Below are 19,916 nucleotides of genomic sequence, written 5' to 3'. Positions count from 1 at the left end.
TCGCTCTCAGCCGCCGGTGGCGATGGTCAGCACCTTGAACGGCGTCGTGATGACGATCTCGGCGACCGAGCCGACGGCCTTGCCAAGGCCCTGGCCGAGATTGTCGAGCTGACCTGGCGGCGTCTCGTCCGACGCCAGACCGGCCGGCGCCCGCAGGCGGTCGCCAAGCAATTGCACCAGGAAGGGGTTGTCGGCGAATTTGGCGTGGTTCAGTTGGTCGCCGCCCTTGGTTTTGGTCAGATCGACGACCGCCACGCCATAGCTGGCAAGATCCGCCGCATTGCCGTAGTCGCCGACGCGCGGCTTGTCGCCAGAAATGAACGACGAGAGCTTCAGTGCCCGGTCGTCGCCCGAAAGCAGGATCGCGAAAGGCTTGGTCGGTTTGCCGTAGCGGATCATCTGCTTCTTGAACACATCGACATCGATGTCCGGCGAGGCCAGGATCACATAGCCGAGCTTGCCGTCAAGATCGCGGTCGCCGGTGATGGCGAGCTGGCGCAGCGCTTCCATGGTCAACCAGGTTCCCATCGAGTGGGCGATGATGTCGATGCTCTTGACGCGGGTCTTGGCCAGCATCCGCAACGTCGCCTCGAGGTCGTCGCGCGCGGCATTGGCACTGTCCTTGTCGTAGAGATAGCCGGTCGTCTTGGCGCTTGAGGCCCATGAGAACAGCACTGGCGTGCCGGGATATTTCGTATCGTGGGCGACCTGCGTCAGGCGGTAGATGCCGTCGTCGAAACCATTGTTGAAGCCGTGCACGAAGACCAGCGCGCGGTCGCCGCGCATGGCGATGTCGGTCCCAAGCGCCTTGGCGAATTGCGGTGCATCCTTGTAGTAGATCACGTCCTTCGCGGTGAAGTCCTTGGCCGGGTTGCTGTTTGCGGACCCCTTGGCGCGCTCGATGGCGCCGACCTTGTGGCTCTTAGGAACTGTGACATCGACCCGGGCGTAGCTGGTGGTGAGCGAGCGATCACCATCGAACACCTGCCGCGGCTCCTTGGTCGCCTTCTGCCGGGTCGTGGCGACGAAGATCTCGTGCGTGGCCGCGATGTCGGATGCGGGCACCGCGACAGTCGTCCTGTTGAGCAGGTCATGCGTGTTTTGGCCGGCACAGCCGGCAATGGTGAGCGCAAACGCGGCGGCGACGACACTCTTGAAGCGAAAGCTCACGCGCCGGCTCCCGTAGGGGACGTCAAACGCCTGACGTCGCTCCTATCCCCGATAAAGCCAGAGACCGGCGCGGTCCAGTTCAAAGTGGGCCGATATATCTCAACGATGGTGAAGCAGATACGGCGAAACCCGCGGCGCCGCATCTATTGGCCGAGCAGGCTGATGCGGTCGGTCACGTCTCGATCGCTGGCAAAGCCGTCATCCTCGCGCAGCCGCTGGCCGATCATCTTCACCAAAGCGGGATTGTCGGCGAATTTCGTATGATTGAAACTGTCGCTGCCCTTGACCTTGGAGAGATCGACGACCGTAACACCATAGGAGGCAAGATCGGCGGCATCCTTGTAGTCGCCGACGCGCGGCCGCGCACCGGCGATCAGGCCGGAGAGCCGGAGCGCACGATCATCGTCCGACAACAGCAGGATGAACGGCTTGTTGGGCTTGCCATAGCGTCGCATCTGACTCTTGAATACATCGACGTCGATGTCGGGCGAGGCGAGCACCACGTCGCCGAGCTTGCCGCCGAGATCGCGGTCGCCGGTGATGGCGAGCTGGCGCAGCGTCTCCATCGTCACCCAGGTTCCCATCGAGTGGGCGACGATGTCGATGCGCCGCGCGCCGGTCTGTGCCAGCATCCGCAACGTCACTTCAAGCTGGTCGCGCGCGGCACTGGCGCTTTCCTTGTCATAGACATAGTCCGTCGTCTTGGCGCCCGAGGCCCAGGAGAACAGCACCGGCGTGCCGGGATAACCGGAATCGTGAACGATCTGGGTCAAGCGGTAGACGGCGTCGTCAAAGCCGGTGTTGTAGCCGTGAACGAAGACCATGACGCGGTCGCCGCGCGCCGCGATATCGGTGCTCAGCGCGCTGGCGAATTTCGGCTGCGTGTCGTAGCCGACGACCTCGGAAGCCATGAAATACTTCGTCGGATCATTCGATTTGCCGCGCGAGCGCCGCTCGATCTGGCCGGTTGTGTGGGTGCCCGGTACGGTGACATTGACGCGCGCGTAGTTCAGCGTCGCCGAGCGTTCACCGTCGAAAACCTTGTTGGGGTCGTCGGAAGGCTTGCGCGTCGTGGCAATGAAGATCGAGTGGTTGCCGGCGATTTCCGTCACCGGCACGGACATGACCGCGCTGCCGAGCAGTTCCTCGGTTTTGCGGCCGCCGCCACAGCCTGCCACCAGCAAGGCAAGTGCAAGAATGCAAATAGTCTTCAAATGCACGTCAAAATTCCACTCGAGCCCAAAAGGGCCTTCCACTCTCCGCGACATCTTCCCAGCAGGCGAAGTGCGGCGGAAGTAAGTCGTCTCCCGCCGAAATGTGGTTGGCGTCCGGCAGCGGCCATTGCACTGTTGCGCGAAAGCGAAGATGTCGGCGAGAACGGCCACAACAGGAGAAGGTCAGCGCTCTGGGTCTGCGCCGGAGATGCCGCACAATGCCCGTGAAGGTGCCGAAACCTCGATCCGGCTGGCATGAACAAACGCTTCCAAGCGCCTGCAAGCATGGCGGGAATGCCCGTTGCAGGCGTAAGCTCAACCTGGCAATGGTCTTGCGGGGCCGGATGTGCGATAGCCTTCCGTCTAACGCGCCTGCGGGCGGACCGGGATGATCTTGCCATGACCAGTTTTGCCTCGCGCGTCGCCATCGCTGCCTCCGCGATCCGCCAGATCTTTCCGGAAACGCCGCTGCAGGAAAACGACTATCTGTCGAAGAAAACTGGCGCCCGGGTTTTGTTGAAGCGCGAGGACCTGAGCCCGGTGCGTTCCTACAAGATCCGCGGCGCCTTCAACTTCTTCCGCAAGGCGCTTGCCGCCGGCAATCAGGCCGAAATGTTCGTCTGCGCGTCCGCCGGCAACCATGCGCAGGGCTTCGCGTTCGTCTGCCGTCATTTCGGCAAGAAGGGCGTGGTCTTCATGCCGGTGACGACGCCGCAGCAGAAGATCGACAAGACCCGGCTCTTCGGCGGCGATTTCGTCGAAATCAGGCTGGTCGGCGACTTTTTCGACGACTGTTATCGCGCCGCCTTCGAATTCACCGAAAGCTCCGGTGCGCACATGGTGCCGCCTTTCGACCACAAGGACATCATCGAGGGGCAGGCCACGGTCGCCTACGAGATCGTCGATCAGATGCCGGGCGCACGCATGCCCGACATCGTCATGCTGCCTGTTGGCGGCGGCGGGCTCGCCGCCGGCGTCACCCACTATTTCGCCGATCAGGGCCGGGAAGCGCGTTTCATCTTCTGCGAGCCTGCTGGGGCGCCGAGCCTGCATGACAGTCTTGCAGCGGGAAAGCGGCTGAAGCTCGCCAAGGTCGACAATTTCGTCGATGGCGCGGCGGTGGCCGAAGTCGGCCGCGAACCCTTGCGGTACCTCAAGGAATTCGCCGCCGACACCGTGCGGCTAATCCCGGAAAACCGGCTCTGCGCGACCATGATCGAGATGCTCAATGTCGAAGGCGTCGTGCTCGAGCCTGCGGGGGCATTGGCCATCGATGCGTTGAAGGATTTTTCCAGGAAGGAGATCCGGGGCAAGACCATCGTCGCCGTGGTATCGGGCGGCAATTTCGATTTCGAGCGGCTGCCTGACGTCAAGGAACGGGCGCTGCGCTTCGAAGGCCTGAAGAAATACTTCATCATCCGGTTCCCGCAGCGGCCGGGCGCCTTGCGCGACTTCCTTGAGATGCTGGGTCCCGACGATGACATCGCGCGCTTTGAATATCTGAAGAAGTCGGCGCGCAATTTCGGTTCGGTGCTGATCGGCATCGAAACCAAGGACCGCCGCAATTTCGACCTGCTGAAGGCGAACTTCGAGGCCGAGGGTGTTCAGTATCAGGACATCACCGACAACGAGACATTGGCGGGGTTCATCATATGAGCGGGAAGGTCTTCATCGCCCTTTTTTCGGGCATCAATGTCGGCGGCAATCGCATCGTCAAGATGGCGGAACTGCGTTCGTTCTTCGAGGATCTCGGCTTTTCCGACGTCGCCACCTATGTGCAGAGCGGCAATGCCGTGTTCCGGGCTGACAAGGACGATGCCGCCACGCTGACGAAACAGATCGAAGCAGCCTTCGAGAAGAAATGGGGTTTTCATTCGCGCATCATGGTGCGCGACGCGGATTGGTTCGAGCGGCTGGTCGCGCAAAATCCCTATCCGGAAGTTGCCGGCGAGCCGACCAAGCTCCACGCCTATGCGCTGGAGCGGGAACCGACCGAAGAGGAGGCGGCCCGGTTATCGGAAAAATGCACAGGTCCGGAAAAATTCGAGATCAAGGGCGACGTGCTTTACCTGCATGCCCCCGATGGACTTGGAAAGTCTGTGTTCGCCGGCCTGATCGGGCGCACGCTGAAAGTACCAGGCACCGCGCGCAATTGGCGTTCGGTGCAGGCATTGTTGGAGATGGCCGGTAAAGCCGGCAGCGGCGGCTGACTTCGGATATTTTTACGCTGCCGGAGCCTGCTTCCAGTCGAACACCAGCTCTTCGCGGAAAGCGAAGCGCTTGATGTGATCGGCGACGACGCTTTCCAGGCGTTCGAGCGATCCCGCTTCGTCGGTCGACACGATGATGTGCAGCGCGCTCGCATCGGCATCCATGACCGTGCGGCCAAGCGACAGTTCGATCGTGCCATGATGCGGATCGAACTCGACCGGGAATTTGTGCGCCCAGTGCTTGCACAATTGCTGCAGGTAGCGGCTGGCATGTTCGGTGGCGACGTCGGCACGGCTGGACGGCATGACTGGATTCTCCTCGGGCGGGCGCCCGGTTGCATGACAATGCGCCGGCGCCGGGGCCGGCGCGACTTCAGGCAGATAGGCGCTGGCTCGCCGAAAGGCAAAGGCCGGCGATATCCGCGCCCGGCAAGGGGCTATAGCCTTACCAGCTTCCGGTGTTCGCCATCGACGCCCAGGGTTCGGCCTTGGCCTTGGCAGGGCCTTTCTGCAAAAGCTCGATGGAGATGCCGTCCGGAGACCTGATGAAGGCCATGTTGCCGTCGCGCGGCGGCCGGTTGATGGTGACGCCCTTGTCCATCAGGTTCTGGCAGGTCGCATAGATATCGTCGACCTCATAGGCGAGGTGGCCGAAATTACGCCCGCCCTTGTAGTCTTCGGGATCCCAATTGTAGGTGAGTTCGACTAGCGGCGCCTTCTCGTTGATGCCGCTTTGCTCGTCCTCCGGCGCGGCGAGGAAGATCAACGTGAAGCGGCCTTGCTCGTTTTCGTAGCGGCGGACTTCCTTCAGGCCGAGCTTGTTGCAGTAGAAATCGAGCGAGGCATCGACATCGGCGATGCGGACCATGGTGTGCAGATAGCGCATGTGTTTTCCTCGATTTGTTGGGTTGCGGCGCAACATAGGGTCGGCCCGGTCAAAGGGCAATCGCCCGGCGGCCGGCAATGCCGGCAAAGAACAAATCCGGTATTCCCGCAATGAACCGTGAAAAAAGGCACGGCAGGTCTTGCACACACCGGAAGCCGCAGTGTTAATCTGGTATCAAGAATCAGTTGCAGTGTTCTTGAACAAAGGGGGCATTCTTATGGGGGAAAAGGCCTCTTTGACGGGGCGGGCCGGAACCCTTGGCGACGCTGTGAAGCGCGACGAAGGCGGCGAGGCCGCCGACCTGACCGAAATTGCCGGCGCCATTAAATGGTTCGATGTGGCCAAGGGCTACGGGTTCATCCTTCCGGATGATGGTGTTTCGGGCGATATCCTCCTCCATGTGACATGTCTTCGACGGGACGGTTTCCAGACAGCTCTGGAAGGCGCGCGCGTGGTCTGTCTCGTCAAACAAGGCGAGCGCGGACTGCAGGCCTTCCGTGTGCTTTCCATGGACATCACCACTGCCGTCCACCCCGCCGAAATGCAGGAACAGCGCACCCATGTTTCGGTGACGCCGGAGAGTGGGCTCGAACGCGCGCTGGTCAAGTGGTTCAACCGCACAAAGGGCTTCGGCTTCCTGACGCGCGGCGAGGGAACCGAGGACATTTTCGTCCATATGGAGACCTTGCGCCGCTACGGCATCACCGAGCTTCGGCCGGGGCAGGTGGTGCTTGTGCGTTTCGGACGTGGTGACAAAGGCCTTATGGCCGCCGAAATTCACCCCGATATGGGCACCTTGCCGGTTTCGCACTAGGGCGACCCCGGCCGAGGATTTCGCATGACTCACATGAACAGGCTGACGGCGGGCGTGATGTGCGCCGTTGCCGCCGTCATCATCGCCGCGGGCGCCTTCTTCTATTTCCAGGCACCCAGCTCGGCCAATGGCCGGGCGATGATCCTTCCCGTCGATCCGGCGCCGCTGATCGCGGTGACGAAAAATGGGGAACGCTCCTTCTCTATCGAAGTCGCCGATACCGATGCCGAGCGGGAAGCCGGCCTGATGTTTCGCGAGGACATGGCCGCCAATCATGGCATGCTGTTCGTCTTCGACGAGACACGCGACGTCAATTTCTGGATGAAGAACACGCCGATGCCCCTTGACCTGATCTTTGTCGGCCAGGACGGCAGGATCCGTGCGATCAAGCAGGGCGAGCCGCAATCCGAGGCGATCGTGTCGCCGGGTGAGCCGGTCCGCTTCGTGCTCGAGCTCAAGGCCGGCACCGCAGCCCGCGACGGCATCAGGGATGGCGATCTGCTGCGTCATCCCGTGATCGGCACCGCACCGGAGCCCGGCATGCCGCCGGCGAACAAGGGCGATTCTCCGAACGTCGATTCCGACTGAACGCGAGGGGATCGCTTCCCATGCAGTTTTTCTCCCATGATGGATTCGATCTCGCCTTCCTCGACCGCCAGCCGGCATCGGGCGAGGGCGATCCGGTGCTCATGATCCACGGTTTCGCCTCGAGCCACTACGTCAACTGGGTGTCGCCGGGCTGGTTCAAGACGCTCAACGACGCCAGCTATCGCGCCATCGCCTTCGACAATCGCGGCCACGGCTCGTCGTCGAAGAGCTATGACGAGGCCGATTATACACCAGCGAAAATGGCTTCGGATGCCGCCGCCCTGCTTGACCATCTCGGTATCGAACGGGCCCATGTCATGGGCTATTCGATGGGCGCGCGGGTCGCGGCGTTCATGGCACTGTCCGATCCCGACAAGGTGGCGACGCTGGTCTTTGGCGGCTTGGGCATCGGTATGATCGACGGGGTTGGCGATTGGGATCCGATCGCGGAGGCCCTTCTTGCCGACGATCCGGCCGCGACCACCCATCCGCGCGGCCGCTCGTTCCGCGCCTTCGCCGATCAGACCCGCAGCGATCGCCGGGCGCTTGCCGCCTGCATCGCCACGTCTCGCGAATTGCTGAGCGAGCAGGATATCGCCCGCATCGCCCAGCCGACGCTGATCGCGGTCGGCACCGCCGACGACATTGGCGGCTCGCCCGACGAGCTTGCCGCCCTGATGCCGAACGCCAGGGCCTTTCACATCGAGGGCCGCGACCACATGCTGGCGGTTGGCGACAAGACCTTCAAGCAGCGCGTGCTGGAGTTCTACGCCGAATATCCGCTTTGATCCTGTGCAGGCATGCTTGGGGTCAGTCCGGCGCTCTCGCTTCTTGAACCGATTTCGCCAGCACACACAACAGTTCGAACATCATCGTTGCACCCGCCAACGCCGTCATGCCGCCAAGATCGAAGGGCGGCGCCACTTCCACCACATCGGCGCCGACAATGTTCAACCCGTCAAGCAGGCGCACCATTTCCTGCGCCTCGCGGGTGGTGAAGCCGCCGAGCTCGGGCGTGCCGGTGCCCGGTGCCATCGACGGATCGATGCAATCGATGTCGAAGGTCACATAGGTCGGTCCGCTTCCGGCGATGGCGTGCGCTTCTTCCATGACGCTGGCGGCGCCGCGCCGAACGAACTCTTCCATGTAGATGATGCGGATGCCCTGGGCGACCGCCCAATCATGCTCGCCGGGTTCATAGATCGAGCCGCGAATGCCGATCTGCACGACCCGTTTGGGATCGAGCAGGCCCTCTTCGATCGCGCGTCGGAACGGCGTGCCATGCGTGTAGGGGTTGTCGCCGAAATAGCGGTCATTGGTGTCGGAATGGGCGTCGAAATGGATCATGCCGACCGGCCGGTTCCTGGCAACGGCACGCAACACCGGCAGCGTCGTCAGATGATCGCCGCCCGCCGCCAGCGGAATGGCACCCGCCGCCACGATAGCCGCGATGCCCTCCTCGATGCGCTTCAACCCATCCAGCAGGTTGATCGGATTGACCGAGAGATCGCCGACATCGGCGACATTGGCGATGCTGAACGGCTCGATGCCGGAGACATGATGGGCGCGCCGCATCAGGCTCGATTGGTTGCGGATCTCGCGCGGGCCATGCCGCGCGCCGGCGCGGTTGGTCGTGCCGCCGTCCCAGAGTATGCCGACCAGCGCGATGTCGAGCCCCTCGGCGGTTGTCACCGCTGGCAACCGCATGAAGGTCGAGAGCCCGGCAAAGCGGGGAACGGACGAGGCGTCGACCGGCTGGAAGAAATTGCTGCTCATGATGTCGGCACCTCAGAAGAATTCATGTTGGACGATACCCTCGGAAGGCGTTTTTCGCAGCCCGCTTCGATACTGTGCCCGCGGCAAGGCCGATACAGGGCCACATGCAAGCGCTATGATATCTTCCGACAAAAATCATGTGGAGCTTTCCAGGGCCTCCAGCGACCGCGCCATGTTCAGCCTGGCTTGAGGCTCGAAACGCCGGCGAAATTCTTCGGTGTGGAAAATGTGCGGGCGGGCAAGGAAAGCCTTCAGCACGGCGGCACGTCCGGCGCGCCACATCGGCTCCTCCACCCAGTCATATTCGCGGCGGACTGCGCGTTCATAAGCGTCGAACGCGGCCGGCGCGGCACCCAGGATCGACAGGTCCATGTCGAGGAAAAGACCGGCGTCGCGCATTGCCGCTGCGTCTTCGAAGCGGGGCAAATGATGCGTGGCTGTGGCGAGGATCATCGCGCTGATGCGGGCCAGGCGACCGGCATCGCCGCGGCCCGCGAGCCTTGTCTCGGCAAGGGCGGCACTTTGCGCCTCATTGTCCTTGGCCTTGCTGTCGTAGATGGCGTCGTGGAACCAGATCGCCGCTTCGACGGCTTCCGGGTCGCCTAGTAGCCCCCGGTAGTCGCCGGCCAGCGCAAGCATCGCCTCGATATGGGTAAGATTGTGGTAGTGGCGATCCCCGGCCCGGTAGAGCGCTGAAAGCTCGGTTTTCAGGGCTTCGTCGATCAGGGGTTCGTTTTCCATCGCGGCTTGAATTCCTGCCAACCAAATCCATTTGACAAAGCACTAAGGAAAATTGAGTTCAACCGTGCTATGATCTGGCTTATATGTGCGGCCGCACAACAGGCAAGCCCGCAGGACGCAGGACAAGACGTCGATGAACAGCATCAGCATTTCCCGCCACGGCGCATTGCAGCCGGTCGATCCGATCTGGCGCTCCATCCGTGACGAAGCCATGGAAGCGGTCAACCGCGATCCGTTGCTGGCCGCGTTCCTCTATTCGACGATCCTCAACCAGGAGAATCTGGAGGAAGCGGTCATTCATAGGATCGCGGAGCGGCTTGCCCATCAGGATATCGGTTCCGATCTCATCCGCCAGACCTTCAAGTCGATGCTGGCCGATGACAAGGACTGGCCGACGACGGTGCGCGTCGACATCCAGGCCTATTATGACCGCGACCCGGCCTGCGACCGGTTCATCATGCCGGTGCTCTATTTCAAAGGCTTTCACGCCATCCAGACCCATCGGCTGGCGCACTGGCTGTGGAACCAGGGCCGCAAGGATTTCGCGCTCTACCTTCAAAGCCGCTCATCGTCGGTCTTCCAGACCGATATCAACCCGGCGGCGCGCATCGGCAAGGGCATCTTCATCGATCACGCCACCGGTCTTGTCGTCGGCGAGACCGCGGTCATCGAGGACGACGTATCGATCCTGCACGGCGTGACGCTGGGCGGTACCGGCAAGGCCGGCGGCGACCGTCATCCCAAGATTCGCCGTGGCGTGCTGATCGGCGCCGGAGCCAAGATTCTCGGCAATATCGAAGTCGGCCATTGCTCCAAGATCGCCGCCGGATCGGTGGTGCTGTCGCCCGTGCCGCACAACAAGACAGTCGCCGGCGTGCCGGCGCGCGTCGTCGGCGAAACCGGCTGCGATCAGCCTTCGCGCCAGATGGACCAGCTCCTGCCGTCGCAATCGATGGACCAGGTCGTCAGCTTCGACATCTGATTTTTCACGCCGGCGCGTCCTCCGCCCTTGACCGCGTTTTGCCCGGCGGTGCTGCCGCTTCCGGTGCAATACGGCCCGCTTGCCTTTACATCGCCATTGTCGGCGTGCCAGAAGCGCCGTTCAAACCAGCAAGCCGATGATCGGAGAAGACTGTTGAAGCCGGACGAAATCAGAAAGCTGGACGCCTATTTCAAGCGCGTCTTCCAGAACCCCAAGCTTATGGTCAAGGCACGGCCGCGCAAGGAAGATTCGGCCGAAGTGTATGTCGATGAGGAGTTCCTCGGCATCGTCTTCAAAGACGAGGACGACGGCGACTACAATTTCTCGATGGCGATCCTCGACATCGATCTGGGCTGAGCCCGCAATCCGAGGGCGGGCCACGCTGAGCGCGGCCTGCCCCACCGGTCCGTCAATGTCCGGTTTTCAGGAAACGTCCTGCCTCGGCCGTGATCGCAGCATCGAGCGCCTGCCAGTCGCCAAGGAATTCCTTGGGAAAACGGTAGGTGAGGCTGAGATCGTCGCCGACATGGATGTCCCGCTCGCAGGGCGCCAGCGATTCGCCGGCACTCGGTCCGCTCAGGCAGCGGGCCACGAAGGGGTCCTTGCCCCCGCGCTTGCCGACCACCAGCACCTCGTTCAGATAGCCTGATTTTTCATTGAAGCCGTAGACCGTCGTGGCGCCAGGTCCCGGAATGCCGGGCTGGACGATCAGCGCACTGTAGATCGGCGCGAACCGGCCGCTCATGTCGCGCGACATCATCCGCGGTTCGAAGGACAGAAAAATGATGTTCCTGTTGGTTCCGGAATGGTTGAAATCGTCGCGGGCCGCCTCGCTGTAGCCGTCCATCTGGGGATAGCGCAGATAAAGATCGAGACGTGAGGCAATACCGTCGCGGCGGGCCTGCTCGAAACGGATGAAATTGGCCGGCACGGAAATCACATTGTTGCCGATCACCACCTCGCGCACTGTCGTATCGTCGGTGTATCCGGCCATGGCGATGGAACGGCCGAACCATTTGCCGCCAAGACTGATCGCCATCGACAGCAGCGCCAACGCCGCGAAGGCGTAGAACACCCGCTTCATCAGCATGGAATCGACCACGGTGAGTTCAGGGCCGTCGGCGATCGCTGCCTGCTTCATCTCGGTCCTCGGATCCAGCTTGCTTGCGCCCTTGGGTGTCCCTTGGCGGCACACATCGCTCGGCATGGCTCTTGCAGCCTTGTGGAGCGACTGTGCAGTTTCATGGTAAATGGACGGTAAAGATGGGCCAGATCGAACTTACTCTGTTTGCTTTTGTCGTCGGGCTGACGGCGTGCGGGCTGGCTGGCTCGGCGATGGAACTGGTGTCTGGCCGCAAGGTCGCCTTCGCCGAACCTTACGTCTCGCCTTCGCATGTGGTGCGCTCGCTAGCGGCGACCGCTTGTGCGGGGCCGTTCATGCTGGTCAACGATGCCCTCGATGCCCGGCGCGAGAACCGCATTTCGACAATGGCGCTCTTGTCATACGGCTGTACGGCGATCACATGGTCCCTGGTGCTGGGCATCGTCGTGCTTGCCATTGCCTCATGGACGATCCGTCTCCTAGGGTCCGGCATTCCAGCCTGAGACGATTCGGAGGCCGACAATGCCGCTTTATGCGATCAATGGAACAGAACCCAGCTTCGCCGACGCAGAATCGAACTGGGTCGCGCCCGACGCGACGCTGATCGGCGACGTCAGGGTCGGCCGCAATGCCGGCTTCTGGTTCGGCGCCATCATTCGTGGCGACAACGAGCCGATCGTCATCGGCGCCGACACCAATGTGCAGGAACACACGGTCATGCATACCGACCCCGGCTTTCCGCTCACGATCGGGCAGGGCTGCACGATTGGCCACCGGGCCATGCTGCATGGCTGCACGATCGGTGACAACAGCCTGATCGGCATGGGCGCCATCGTGCTGAACGGCGCCAGGATCGGCAGGAATTCGCTGGTCGGCGCCGGTGCCTTGGTCACCGAAGGCAAAGAATTTCCGGACAATTCGCTGATCGTCGGCTCGCCGGCCAAGGCGATCCGTGTGCTGGACGACGCGGCCGTCGAAAGGCTGCGCGGCTCGGCCGCGCATTACGTCGCCAATGGCAGGCGCTTCAAGGCGGGGCTGAAAAAGCTTTGAGGCCTATCGACTGGTGTCGTCGGAGCCACGCCTGGTCATCGCCTCGCGCAGCAGCGTGGCGCCAGCATCGAAGCCCGCATGCTCCGCTCCTTCCAGGGCTGTTGCATGGTCATCTACGCGCGTTTTGAGCGAGGGGTCGGCGCCGGCCGACAGAAGCAGGCGGATCGCATCGGCTCGCGGACCGCCACCGCATAGTGAAGCGGCGTCCAGTCGTTCACGCCCCGCATGTCGAGATCCGCGCCAGCATCAATCAAGATCCGCATGATTTCCAATTTGTCAGCGCGCTCCGTGGAGAGCACCGCAATGATCGACGGAAATCCGCCGTGATGGCTGTAGTTCGGATTTGAACCCGCGCTCAGCAGGGTGGAAATGAAGGCGAGGGGACTCCAATAGATCGCGTATTCCAGAGGATGCCCGAGGCCGAGCTCGAACGGCATCTGTTCGTCAAACCAGCGTCGTGAGCCGCCCAGAAGTGCGCCCAAAGTCCCGAAATCTCCGACCTTGAAGGCGTCGTCGATGGCCCTGAACAGCCGATGGTGTTCGCACCGATCTTCCGGGATTTCCAACATAACCATGATCCGAAACGGGATGGACAGCCGATAGTGCATTGGTTGACTGTCCCTGGGAAGCCGGACAGGAACAGAACTCCGGCACCTATCCGAATTTGTTTTTCGCCTTTTTCGGGGCAGCAGGTTGGAGGCGTATTCGCATAGCCCCGCCTTTAGGTTTTTCGATTTCGAATGCAGCGGTTTCTCTCACCAGATCGCTTAGCTTGCTGAAGCCATAGGTGCGGGGGTCGAAATCGGAAAAGAGATTTGAGAGTTGCTTACCGAAGGTGCCGAGAAGCACCCACCCATCCTCGCTATCCATCTGGCCGATGGCTTTCTTCAACATTGGGGTTGCTGCGCTTGGCGACTGAAGTGGCCTTTTTGCCGGCGCCGCGTCTTGAACGTTCGCCACGCCAGGGAGAAGGTTTTCGGTGTAAACGAAACGTCGACATGCCTGCCGGAAACTCTCCGGGGTTTTCTGTTCTCCAAAGCCGAACACATCGACGCCTTGTTCGCGGATACGAGCGGCAAGTCTCGTGAAGTCGCTGTCGGACGAAACCAGGCAGAAGCCATCAAGGCGACCGCTGTGGAGTAGGTCCATGGCATCGATCACCAGAGTAATATCAGACGCATTCTTTCCCGTCGTATAGGCGAACTGCTGTTGGGGGATGATCGCGTGCTTCGATAGAACGTCGGCCCACCCCTTGGATCGAGCGCTCGAGAAATCGCCTTAGATGCGGCGGACACTGGCCTCGCCGATCCTCGCGATCTCTTCGAACAAGCCATCCGCAATCTTGGCGGAAGCATTGTCTGCATCGATGAGAACCGCAAGGCGTGGAGATCTGGCTTCTGTCGGCATGCGGCGCTTTCTTTGACTGGCGTCTCCAGAGTTGCTCTGGCCGAGCCTTCCGGCAAAGTCTAAACCGTTGGAAACTTGCCATAGTAAGGTCCTGGTCCAGAAATGGCGGAGCCGGCCCGGGGACGGGGCCGGCTCCTTTGACCCGGTCGTTGGGGACGGGGAGGGTGGGGACTCGACCGGGTTTCTCCTTAAGCGCGTCGCGTCAAGGCGACGCGCTTGATCTCGGTTCATGCATGCCGCTGTCACAAGGCCGCGGCCTGCATCTGCGTCCCTAGCGGACGCTGGCGACCGCGTCGGAGCGGCCGTCGTTGATCGTCACCCAAACGCCGGAATTCTCCGTCGATTGACGCTTGAGATAGGTGTAGTCGGTGTCCGTCCAGGACAGCACCTTGGTTTCCAGATTGTCGAGAATGAACTCACCAAGGCGGGTGCGCACGGTCAGCACGGCGTGGCCGTCGCCATTGGGTTGGCGCGCGACAGTCATCAGCAGGTCGCCGGCGGCCACGCCAACATCCATGAGTTCGCGGCGCTTTTCCAGCGCGTAGTCCTCGCAATCGCCATAGCCATTGTCCGGATAGGCCCAGTACTCCTCGACACCATAGTTTTCCATGTCGGTGCGCGGCTTGATGCGGGTGTTGACTGAATTGTTGATATTGACGATCGTCGCCCAGAGCTTGCGGGTCAGCTCGACCGGCGCGCCCTTTGGCGTCTTTTCGTTGCATTCGCCAGGGATGCGCTGGCAGAATTCATAATGGCCAACGGGCTGAGTCGTGCGGCCGCCGGTGTGCATATAGGCCGGTCCCGCGGCATATGCTGATCCCCAAGCGGAAAGCTGCATCGCCATTGCCATCAGCAACAGCTTGCCCCTCGTTTTTTTCATTTCTAGTCTCCCCGTTCGAAGGAGACATTGCCACAGGCGGATTTATTTGACGCAAAGGTGCGAAGTAGATATTAAGTAAAACGTCCATAGAATAAACATAAAATTTGAATCATTTGAGTATTGATTTGTTCGGATCGCGTCCGGCCCGTTAGGTATGGGGCCTTGCATCAGGCACCACAGATGACGCTCGGGCTGTCAGAGCGGTTCTGGCGCTTCCGAGAAATTTCAATGGCGGTTGCCACAACAAAAAACCGGCCGCGAAGGGCCGGTTTGATTGAGGCGTGCTGCCCGATCCGGTCAGGCGCGCGGCGTGTTGAACTCGGAATCAAGCGTTTCGGGGCGCTGGATGACGGCGAACTCGATGGCGACGCCATCCTCGAAATGACGAACGATCTGGCCGCGCATGGTGCCCAGCATGACCTGGACGCCGATCGCCGGCTTGACGTCGATCTCGATCGCGGCGCCGGACAGCGACAGGTCGATGATCCGGCACTGGTACTGGCGGCCGTCGGTGAGCTGCAGCACGCTGGTCGGGTTGCGCGGCGCCACGCGCTCGTGGCGGCGGTCTTCCGGCAAGTCAAGCTCGTGCTTGTTGGCAAGCCAGGTCAATTGCGCGGCAAGCTTGTCCTTCTTGCGGTCGGACGCAATCACGGTCATCGCGAAGCCGTCCTGCAGCGTACGTGTGACGACGCCCTCGATGCGGCCGATATGGTCGATATAGGCAATGACCTTTTCGCCGGGCATGCCGACGCGGTCAGTGCGCAACGCGACGTTGCCGGGCGACATGTCGACGACCTGGCAAGGATGCTCGGTGCGGTCTTCCAGCATGAATCGCCCGTATATCTTGACCCGGACGCGCTGAAAGTTACGCCTTTCAGCTTGGGACGGCGCATAGTCGACCGCCGCTGACCTCATGACTGCCTACACCCCGTTTGGCATTCCCGCGCGTGGATGCGAGGAACTTCAGCAGAGAACTACAACAAAACGGGTTAACAAAGGGGAAAAACGGGCTGGCGGGACCGTACGATTGTCAACTATTCCTCGCGCCCGCCATCGAAGACGACGAGATGGCGGATGCGGCGCGCGCGGCCGAGTGCCGAGATCGTTTCGGGCGCCTCGATGTCGTCGGGAACGAGCGAGGGAACGCTGATCGCCGGACGGTTGTTCAGGAGCTCCTTCTCCGGGTCGATGACGCGGATAGAATCGATCAGTGCGTCCGTGATCGGATCGGCACCCAGCCAGAATGGCTTCTCCGCGGCGCTGACCACGCCGAGGCAGCGCGGGTTTTCGACGCCGCCGTCAAGCGGCAAGGCAAGCAATTCGAACTTGTTGGAACGGCCGTTGCGGCTGAACCCCTCGAACATCATCAGCACGACGGATTTCTGGTCGAAAACTCCTTGAATCAGCCGCGAGACCAGCCGCTGATCCTTCTCGCGCCACAGTGACGGGAAGGAGAACCCCTTGAGTTCGCGGCCATAGCAGGCGCAGAGCCTGGTGCCGGCGAGGCGGAATACGGCTTGCCCGCGGGTGTCCCTTTCCAGGATGAACGTATCGGCCAACAGCGACTTGATATCGGCCGGCTCGACTTCCGATCGCTTCGGAGCAGGGCGCCCGTCACGCAGTCGGTTCCAATAATGGAACAGCGTGATCGATCCGTTTTGGTTCATGGTATGCTGCTCCGCGCATTCTGTCGTCTGATGTCCCATCGGTGAACAGAAGGGCGCCCTCCGATGACCTACATGCGTTGCGGAGCAGGAAGCGTGCCAGCGTCGTTAACACTTGTTCACGGGTCGGGGCCGTTAAGGTTAACAAGTAGTTTACGTTGCGCCTAGGCGAGCCCTGTGGCACACCAAAACCACTCCAAAAGCGGTCGTTTCGCGACGATCGGCAGCACTTCAGTCAAGAGTTTCGGGGTAACAGGGGACTCGACCAGCCGTTCAAGGGAAACCTTGGACGGCTTCTTTTGATTCGCACCGGGACGATTCGCCGTTTGCGGTTCCATTGGCGGTGATCTAGATGCTCGCCAGATCGAACCAGCACCGAGTGCGATTGCAGATGAGCGAACCGGTAAATCCTTCCGAGACCGAACAGGTCGAGAGCGTGCCTCCGCCGGCGCGCGAGCCGGTATTCAACCTGCCGCCGATCGTGCTGGCGGTGATCGGCATTTGCGCGGTCGTCTATCTGCTGCAGCAGTACGTACTCAGCGATGCACAGCAAATGACGCTGCTGTACGACGGGGCCTTCATCCCTGTCCTTTACACCGGGCAGTACGGCTTCGACTGGTTCCTGTTTACCCGCCCCTTCACCTATGCCTTCATGCATGGCGGCTTTGCCCATATCGCCATCAACATGGTCTGGCTTGCCGCCTTTGGCTCGCCACTGGCCAATCGCCTTGGCGGGCTCTGGTTCGCCCTGTTCTTCGCTGCTACCGGGCTGGCTTCCGTGGCGCTGTTCTGGGCCATGCACCCTTATGGCGAGGCGCCGCTGGTGGGTGCATCTGGCGCCATATCGGGCATGATGGGTGCGGCCGCGCGTTTCGGTTTCCGCACCGACCGTTCGGCCGGCAAGGCGGCCTTCGCCGGTCCCGTGCTGCCGATCGCGAGTGTTTTGCGCTCGCGCGGCGTCGTGATCTTCCTCGCCATGTGGATGATCATCAATCTTGCCACCGGCCTGCTTGGCTTTGCCCCCGGTGTAGAGGGCCAGATCGCCTGGGAGGCCCATATTGGCGGTTTTGTCACCGGCTTCTTCGGCCTGCGCTGGTTCGACCGGCGATGGCAGGCGCCAAAGTGGGAAGCCCCCGATCACACTTGAAATGCAACCGATCACGGCGCACGATGTTCACTCTCAAGTGAAAGCCGGCCAGGGCAGGAACCGGTTGGCAAAGTAGAGGAGGACGCCATGACGGTTAAGGCCATTCTGGAGCAAAAAGGCCATGACGTGTTGACGCTCGGGCCAAACGAAAAACTCAGTGAAGCCATCCGCATCCTCACAGAACACAAGATCGGCGCACTGGTTATCACCAATGGCGATCGAAAGATCGTCGGCATCCTCTCCGAGCGCGACATCGTGCGGGTGATCGCCAAGGAAGGAGCCGCCGCACTCGACATTGCAGTGCGCTCGGCAATGACGCCGAAGGTGAAGATCTGCAATGAGAACCACACCGTCAACGAGGTGATGGAGATCATGACCAGGGGGCGCTTCCGCCATCTGCCCGTGGAGAAGGATGGCCTGCTGGATGGCATCATATCCATCGGCGACGTGGTCAAGCGTCGCATCGAGGATGTCGAGCGCGAGGCCGAGGAAATACGCGCCTACATCGCCACCGCCTGAGGCGATGAAAGAAAACCGCCGGTCGGAGGGCGGCCGGCGGAACCGATGGTCTACCGGTTGTCGAGTTCGGAGCGGACGAGCTCCAGACCCCCTTGTGATGCTGTAGGGACCGCCGTGCGAGGTGGTGGAGGATGCGCTGTCCCCACAAGCGCCGAGGGTTTGCGCTTGTCTCTTTTGGCGGTTTGCACTAGCGAGGCGGGTACGATTTGTACCTGCTGAATGTGCAGCGCATTCGGCATTCATCCGAAATTTGACGGCAGGCTATGAGCATCATCGATACCCGCACACCCGACGCAAAACGCCTGATATCAGGCGCCACCGGCGACTGGGAGATCATCATCGGCCTCGAGGTGCACGCGCAGGTCATTTCGGAGGCAAAACTTTTCTCTGGCGCTTCGACCGCTTTCGGTGCGGCACCCAATGCCAATGTCAGCCTGGTCGATGCGGCAATGCCGGGCATGCTGCCCGTGATCAACGAGGAATGCGTCAAGCAGGCGATCCGCACCGGCCTCGGCCTGAAGGCGCAGATCAATCACAAGTCGGTCTTCGACCGGAAGAACTATTTTTACCCTGACCTGCCGCAGGGCTATCAGATCTCGCAGTTCAAGCAGCCGATCGTCGGCGAGGGCACCGTGATCGTGTCGGTCGGTCCCGACCGCCAGGGCGAATTCGAAGACATCGAGGTCGGCATCGAGCGGCTGCATCTGGAACAGGATGCCGGCAAGTCGCTGCACGACCAGCACCCGACCATGTCCTATGTCGATCTCAATCGCTCCGGCGTGGCCCTGATGGAGATCGTGTCGAAGCCCGACATGCGCTCTGGCGACGAAGCCAAGGCCTATGTGACGAAGCTGCGCACCATCATGCGCTATCTCGGCACCTGCGACGGCAACATGGACGAAGGCTCGCTGCGAGCCGACGTCAATGTCTCGGTACGCCGCCCAGGGGGGGCCTTCGGCACGCGCTGCGAAATCAAGAACATGAACTCGATCCGCTTCATCGGCCAAGCCATCGACTATGAGGCGCACCGCCAGATCGCCATCCTGGAGGACGGCGGCAAGATCGAACAGGAGACACGGCTGTTCGATGCCGTCAAAGGCGAGACCCGCTCGATGCGCTCCAAGGAAGAGGCGCACGATTACCGCTATTTCCCCGACCCCGATCTTCTGCCGCTGGAGTTCGACCAGGCCTATGTCGATGCACTGGCCAGGGAATTGCCGGAACTGCCCGACGACAAGAAGGCGCGGTTGGTCTCCTCTCTCGGGCTGTCGACCTATGATGCCTCGATCCTGGTGTCGGAAAAATCGATCGTCGACTATTTCGAGAAGGTGGCTGCCGGCCGCGACGGCAAGCTCGCCGCCAACTGGGTTATCAACGATCTGCTCGGACAATTGAACAAGGCAGGCAAGGACATTGAAAGCGCTCCGGTTTCGCCCGATCAGCTTGGTGCCGTCATCGACCTGATCAAGGATGGCACGATTTCCGGCAAGATCGCCAAGGACCTGTTCGAGATCGTCTGGAACGAGGGCGGCGATCCGCGCCAGCTGGTCGAAAGCCGTGGCATGAAGCAGGTCACCGACACGGGCGCCATCGAGAAGGCGGTCGACGAGGTGATCGCGGCCAATCCGGACAAGGTCGAACAGGCGCGCGCCAAGCCGACCATGGCCGGCTGGTTCGTCGGTCAGGTGATGAAGGCAACCGGCGGCAAGGCCAACCCGCAGGCGGTCAACGACCTCGTCAAGGCCAAGCTCGGCATAGAGTAGCCG

At 61.5% G+C, this 19,916-nt stretch carries 23 protein-coding genes and 1 pseudogene; 12 read left to right on the top strand and 12 right to left on the bottom strand.

Annotated elements, in window-relative coordinates; genetic code table 11:
* Positions 1–6: 6 nt before the first annotated feature.
* The gene (locus FJ548_RS20340) at positions 7–1,170 is read right to left on the bottom strand and encodes an alpha/beta hydrolase (RefSeq protein WP_140778804.1); all 1,164 of its coding nucleotides are present in this window, start codon (positions 1,168–1,170) and stop codon (positions 7–9) included.
* A gap of 143 nt (positions 1,171–1,313) precedes the next feature.
* A complete protein-coding gene (locus tag FJ548_RS20335) occupies positions 1,314–2,438 on the bottom strand; it encodes an alpha/beta hydrolase (RefSeq protein ID WP_181165517.1) in 1,125 nt (374 codons plus the stop codon).
* Between the two features lie 345 nt (positions 2,439–2,783).
* Between FJ548_RS20335 and ilvA the strand changes: the two genes are divergently transcribed.
* Positions 2,784–4,040: a threonine ammonia-lyase IlvA gene (gene ilvA / locus FJ548_RS20330; RefSeq protein ID WP_140699878.1), complete on the top strand. Its 1,257-nt coding sequence runs from the start codon at positions 2,784–2,786 to the stop codon at positions 4,038–4,040.
* Complete coding sequence (locus FJ548_RS20325; protein WP_140699881.1) at positions 4,037–4,594, top strand: DUF1697 domain-containing protein; 558 nt, start codon at positions 4,037–4,039, stop codon at positions 4,592–4,594. Before ilvA ends, FJ548_RS20325 begins: the two co-directional genes overlap by 4 nt.
* Before the next feature lie 12 nt (positions 4,595–4,606).
* On the opposite strand, the gene FJ548_RS20320 is transcribed toward FJ548_RS20325, so the two are convergent.
* Both FJ548_RS20320 and FJ548_RS20315 read right to left on the bottom strand, forming a co-directional pair.
* Positions 4,607–4,900 carry a DUF2218 domain-containing protein gene (locus FJ548_RS20320; protein ID WP_140607498.1) on the bottom strand — a complete coding sequence of 98 codons (294 nt, stop codon included), beginning with the start codon at positions 4,898–4,900 and terminating at the stop codon, positions 4,607–4,609.
* 139 nt (positions 4,901–5,039) lie between these two features.
* Complete coding sequence (locus FJ548_RS20315) at positions 5,040–5,480, bottom strand: VOC family protein (protein ID WP_140607497.1); 441 nt, start codon at positions 5,478–5,480, stop codon at positions 5,040–5,042.
* Positions 5,481–5,697: 217 nt separating this feature from the next.
* Here FJ548_RS20315 and FJ548_RS20310 point away from each other — a divergent pair, with 217 nt between their 5' ends.
* Genes FJ548_RS20310 through FJ548_RS20300 form a run of 3 tightly spaced genes read left to right on the top strand, consistent with a single transcriptional unit; the run spans position 5,698 to position 7,670 of the window.
* Positions 5,698–6,294: a cold-shock protein gene (locus FJ548_RS20310; RefSeq protein ID WP_140607632.1), complete on the top strand. Its 597-nt coding sequence runs from the start codon at positions 5,698–5,700 to the stop codon at positions 6,292–6,294.
* A 24-nt stretch (positions 6,295–6,318) separates the two neighbouring features.
* Positions 6,319–6,882: a DUF192 domain-containing protein gene (locus tag FJ548_RS20305; RefSeq protein ID WP_140767273.1), complete on the top strand. Its 564-nt coding sequence runs from the start codon at positions 6,319–6,321 to the stop codon at positions 6,880–6,882.
* Positions 6,883–6,902: 20 nt separating this feature from the next.
* On the top strand, positions 6,903–7,670 hold the full coding sequence (locus tag FJ548_RS20300) for an alpha/beta hydrolase (RefSeq protein ID WP_181168857.1): 768 nt from the start codon (positions 6,903–6,905) through the stop codon (positions 7,668–7,670).
* A 22-nt stretch (positions 7,671–7,692) separates the two neighbouring features.
* On the opposite strand, the gene speB is transcribed toward FJ548_RS20300, so the two are convergent.
* Complete coding sequence (gene speB / locus FJ548_RS20295; RefSeq protein WP_140778803.1) at positions 7,693–8,658, bottom strand: agmatinase; 966 nt, start codon at positions 8,656–8,658, stop codon at positions 7,693–7,695.
* Between the two features lie 135 nt (positions 8,659–8,793).
* A complete protein-coding gene (locus tag FJ548_RS20290) occupies positions 8,794–9,399 on the bottom strand; it encodes a hypothetical protein (RefSeq protein ID WP_140699893.1) in 606 nt (201 codons plus the stop codon).
* Positions 9,400–9,532: 133 nt separating this feature from the next.
* Between FJ548_RS20290 and cysE the strand changes: the two genes are divergently transcribed.
* Positions 9,533–10,381 carry a serine O-acetyltransferase gene (gene cysE / locus FJ548_RS20285; RefSeq protein WP_140699896.1) on the top strand — a complete coding sequence of 283 codons (849 nt, stop codon included), beginning with the start codon at positions 9,533–9,535 and terminating at the stop codon, positions 10,379–10,381.
* A 153-nt stretch (positions 10,382–10,534) separates the two neighbouring features.
* Positions 10,535–10,738 (top strand): DUF3126 family protein, encoded by a 204-nt coding sequence (locus FJ548_RS20280; RefSeq protein WP_140699899.1) that lies wholly within the window; start codon positions 10,535–10,537, stop codon positions 10,736–10,738.
* A gap of 52 nt (positions 10,739–10,790) precedes the next feature.
* On the opposite strand, the gene FJ548_RS20275 is transcribed toward FJ548_RS20280, so the two are convergent.
* A complete protein-coding gene (locus tag FJ548_RS20275) occupies positions 10,791–11,522 on the bottom strand; it encodes a hypothetical protein (protein WP_140778802.1) in 732 nt (243 codons plus the stop codon).
* Between the two features lie 122 nt (positions 11,523–11,644).
* On the opposite strand from FJ548_RS20275, the gene FJ548_RS20270 reads away from it, so the two are divergent.
* Positions 11,645–11,986 (top strand): hypothetical protein, encoded by a 342-nt coding sequence (locus FJ548_RS20270; RefSeq protein ID WP_140778801.1) that lies wholly within the window; start codon positions 11,645–11,647, stop codon positions 11,984–11,986.
* A gap of 19 nt (positions 11,987–12,005) precedes the next feature.
* Positions 12,006–12,533, top strand: a complete 528-nt coding sequence (locus tag FJ548_RS20265; RefSeq protein WP_140607488.1) for a gamma carbonic anhydrase family protein — start codon at positions 12,006–12,008, stop codon at positions 12,531–12,533.
* 113 nt (positions 12,534–12,646) lie between these two features.
* On the opposite strand, the gene FJ548_RS20260 is transcribed toward FJ548_RS20265, so the two are convergent.
* The 5 genes and pseudogenes from FJ548_RS20260 to FJ548_RS20240 form a co-directional block, all read right to left on the bottom strand.
* On the bottom strand, positions 12,647–13,141 hold the full coding sequence (locus FJ548_RS20260; RefSeq protein WP_246678720.1) for an ankyrin repeat domain-containing protein: 495 nt from the start codon (positions 13,139–13,141) through the stop codon (positions 12,647–12,649).
* A gap of 46 nt (positions 13,142–13,187) precedes the next feature.
* Positions 13,188–13,940, bottom strand: a pseudogene (locus FJ548_RS20255) (NYN domain-containing protein).
* Positions 13,941–14,211: 271 nt separating this feature from the next.
* Complete coding sequence (locus FJ548_RS20250; protein WP_140778800.1) at positions 14,212–14,820, bottom strand: transglutaminase-like cysteine peptidase; 609 nt, start codon at positions 14,818–14,820, stop codon at positions 14,212–14,214.
* A gap of 297 nt (positions 14,821–15,117) precedes the next feature.
* Entirely contained in the window at positions 15,118–15,735 is a 618-nt protein-coding gene (locus FJ548_RS20245) for a PilZ domain-containing protein (RefSeq protein WP_091578409.1), read from the bottom strand.
* A 119-nt stretch (positions 15,736–15,854) separates the two neighbouring features.
* Positions 15,855–16,487: a PAS domain-containing protein gene (locus FJ548_RS20240; protein WP_140607485.1), complete on the bottom strand. Its 633-nt coding sequence runs from the start codon at positions 16,485–16,487 to the stop codon at positions 15,855–15,857.
* A gap of 388 nt (positions 16,488–16,875) precedes the next feature.
* Here FJ548_RS20240 and FJ548_RS20235 point away from each other — a divergent pair, with 388 nt between their 5' ends.
* The 3 genes from FJ548_RS20235 to gatB all read left to right on the top strand — a co-directional run bounded on the left by FJ548_RS20235 (position 16,876) and on the right by gatB (position 19,913).
* Positions 16,876–17,631, top strand: a complete 756-nt coding sequence (locus tag FJ548_RS20235; protein ID WP_140607484.1) for a rhomboid family intramembrane serine protease — start codon at positions 16,876–16,878, stop codon at positions 17,629–17,631.
* Positions 17,632–17,718: 87 nt separating this feature from the next.
* Positions 17,719–18,150 (top strand): CBS domain-containing protein, encoded by a 432-nt coding sequence (locus FJ548_RS20230; protein ID WP_140607483.1) that lies wholly within the window; start codon positions 17,719–17,721, stop codon positions 18,148–18,150.
* Between the two features lie 263 nt (positions 18,151–18,413).
* Positions 18,414–19,913, top strand: a complete 1,500-nt coding sequence (gatB, locus tag FJ548_RS20225; protein WP_140699049.1) for an Asp-tRNA(Asn)/Glu-tRNA(Gln) amidotransferase subunit GatB — start codon at positions 18,414–18,416, stop codon at positions 19,911–19,913.
* The last annotated feature ends 3 nt before the right edge of the window (positions 19,914–19,916 follow it).

Source organism: Mesorhizobium sp. B2-4-17 (genome assembly GCF_006441275.1).
Taxonomy (GTDB): Bacteria; Pseudomonadota; Alphaproteobacteria; order Rhizobiales; family Rhizobiaceae; genus Mesorhizobium.
This window is presented reverse-complemented; position numbering and strand designations above follow the sequence as displayed.

Excerpts from the sequence above, each read along its gene's own strand:
- FJ548_RS20230 (WP_140607483.1), top strand. The coding sequence starts at position 17,719 with ATGACGGTTAAGGCCATTCTGGAGCAAAAAGGCCATGACGTGTTGACG.
- FJ548_RS20305 (WP_140767273.1), top strand. The coding sequence starts at position 6,319 with ATGACTCACATGAACAGGCTGACGGCGGGCGTGATGTGCGCCGTTGCC.
- FJ548_RS20325 (WP_140699881.1), top strand. The coding sequence starts at position 4,037 with ATGAGCGGGAAGGTCTTCATCGCCCTTTTTTCGGGCATCAATGTCGGC.
- FJ548_RS20300 (WP_181168857.1), top strand. The coding sequence starts at position 6,903 with ATGCAGTTTTTCTCCCATGATGGATTCGATCTCGCCTTCCTCGACCGC.
- FJ548_RS20320 (WP_140607498.1), bottom strand. The coding sequence starts at position 4,900 with ATGCCGTCCAGCCGTGCCGACGTCGCCACCGAACATGCCAGCCGCTAC.
- FJ548_RS20260 (WP_246678720.1), bottom strand. The coding sequence starts at position 13,141 with ATGCACTATCGGCTGTCCATCCCGTTTCGGATCATGGTTATGTTGGAA.
- FJ548_RS20250 (WP_140778800.1), bottom strand. The coding sequence starts at position 14,820 with ATGAAAAAAACGAGGGGCAAGCTGTTGCTGATGGCAATGGCGATGCAG.
- FJ548_RS20235 (WP_140607484.1), top strand. The coding sequence starts at position 16,876 with ATGAGCGAACCGGTAAATCCTTCCGAGACCGAACAGGTCGAGAGCGTG.
- FJ548_RS20270 (WP_140778801.1), top strand. The coding sequence starts at position 11,645 with ATGGGCCAGATCGAACTTACTCTGTTTGCTTTTGTCGTCGGGCTGACG.
- FJ548_RS20290 (WP_140699893.1), bottom strand. The coding sequence starts at position 9,399 with ATGGAAAACGAACCCCTGATCGACGAAGCCCTGAAAACCGAGCTTTCA.
- FJ548_RS20275 (WP_140778802.1), bottom strand. The coding sequence starts at position 11,522 with ATGAAGCAGGCAGCGATCGCCGACGGCCCTGAACTCACCGTGGTCGAT.
- FJ548_RS20310 (WP_140607632.1), top strand. The coding sequence starts at position 5,698 with ATGGGGGAAAAGGCCTCTTTGACGGGGCGGGCCGGAACCCTTGGCGAC.
- gatB (WP_140699049.1), top strand. The coding sequence starts at position 18,414 with ATGAGCATCATCGATACCCGCACACCCGACGCAAAACGCCTGATATCA.
- FJ548_RS20315 (WP_140607497.1), bottom strand. The coding sequence starts at position 5,480 with ATGCGCTATCTGCACACCATGGTCCGCATCGCCGATGTCGATGCCTCG.
- cysE (WP_140699896.1), top strand. The coding sequence starts at position 9,533 with ATGAACAGCATCAGCATTTCCCGCCACGGCGCATTGCAGCCGGTCGAT.
- FJ548_RS20240 (WP_140607485.1), bottom strand. The coding sequence starts at position 16,487 with ATGAACCAAAACGGATCGATCACGCTGTTCCATTATTGGAACCGACTG.
- ilvA (WP_140699878.1), top strand. The coding sequence starts at position 2,784 with ATGACCAGTTTTGCCTCGCGCGTCGCCATCGCTGCCTCCGCGATCCGC.
- FJ548_RS20265 (WP_140607488.1), top strand. The coding sequence starts at position 12,006 with ATGCCGCTTTATGCGATCAATGGAACAGAACCCAGCTTCGCCGACGCA.
- FJ548_RS20245 (WP_091578409.1), bottom strand. The coding sequence starts at position 15,735 with ATGAGGTCAGCGGCGGTCGACTATGCGCCGTCCCAAGCTGAAAGGCGT.
- speB (WP_140778803.1), bottom strand. The coding sequence starts at position 8,658 with ATGAGCAGCAATTTCTTCCAGCCGGTCGACGCCTCGTCCGTTCCCCGC.
- FJ548_RS20335 (WP_181165517.1), bottom strand. The coding sequence starts at position 2,438 with ATGTCGCGGAGAGTGGAAGGCCCTTTTGGGCTCGAGTGGAATTTTGAC.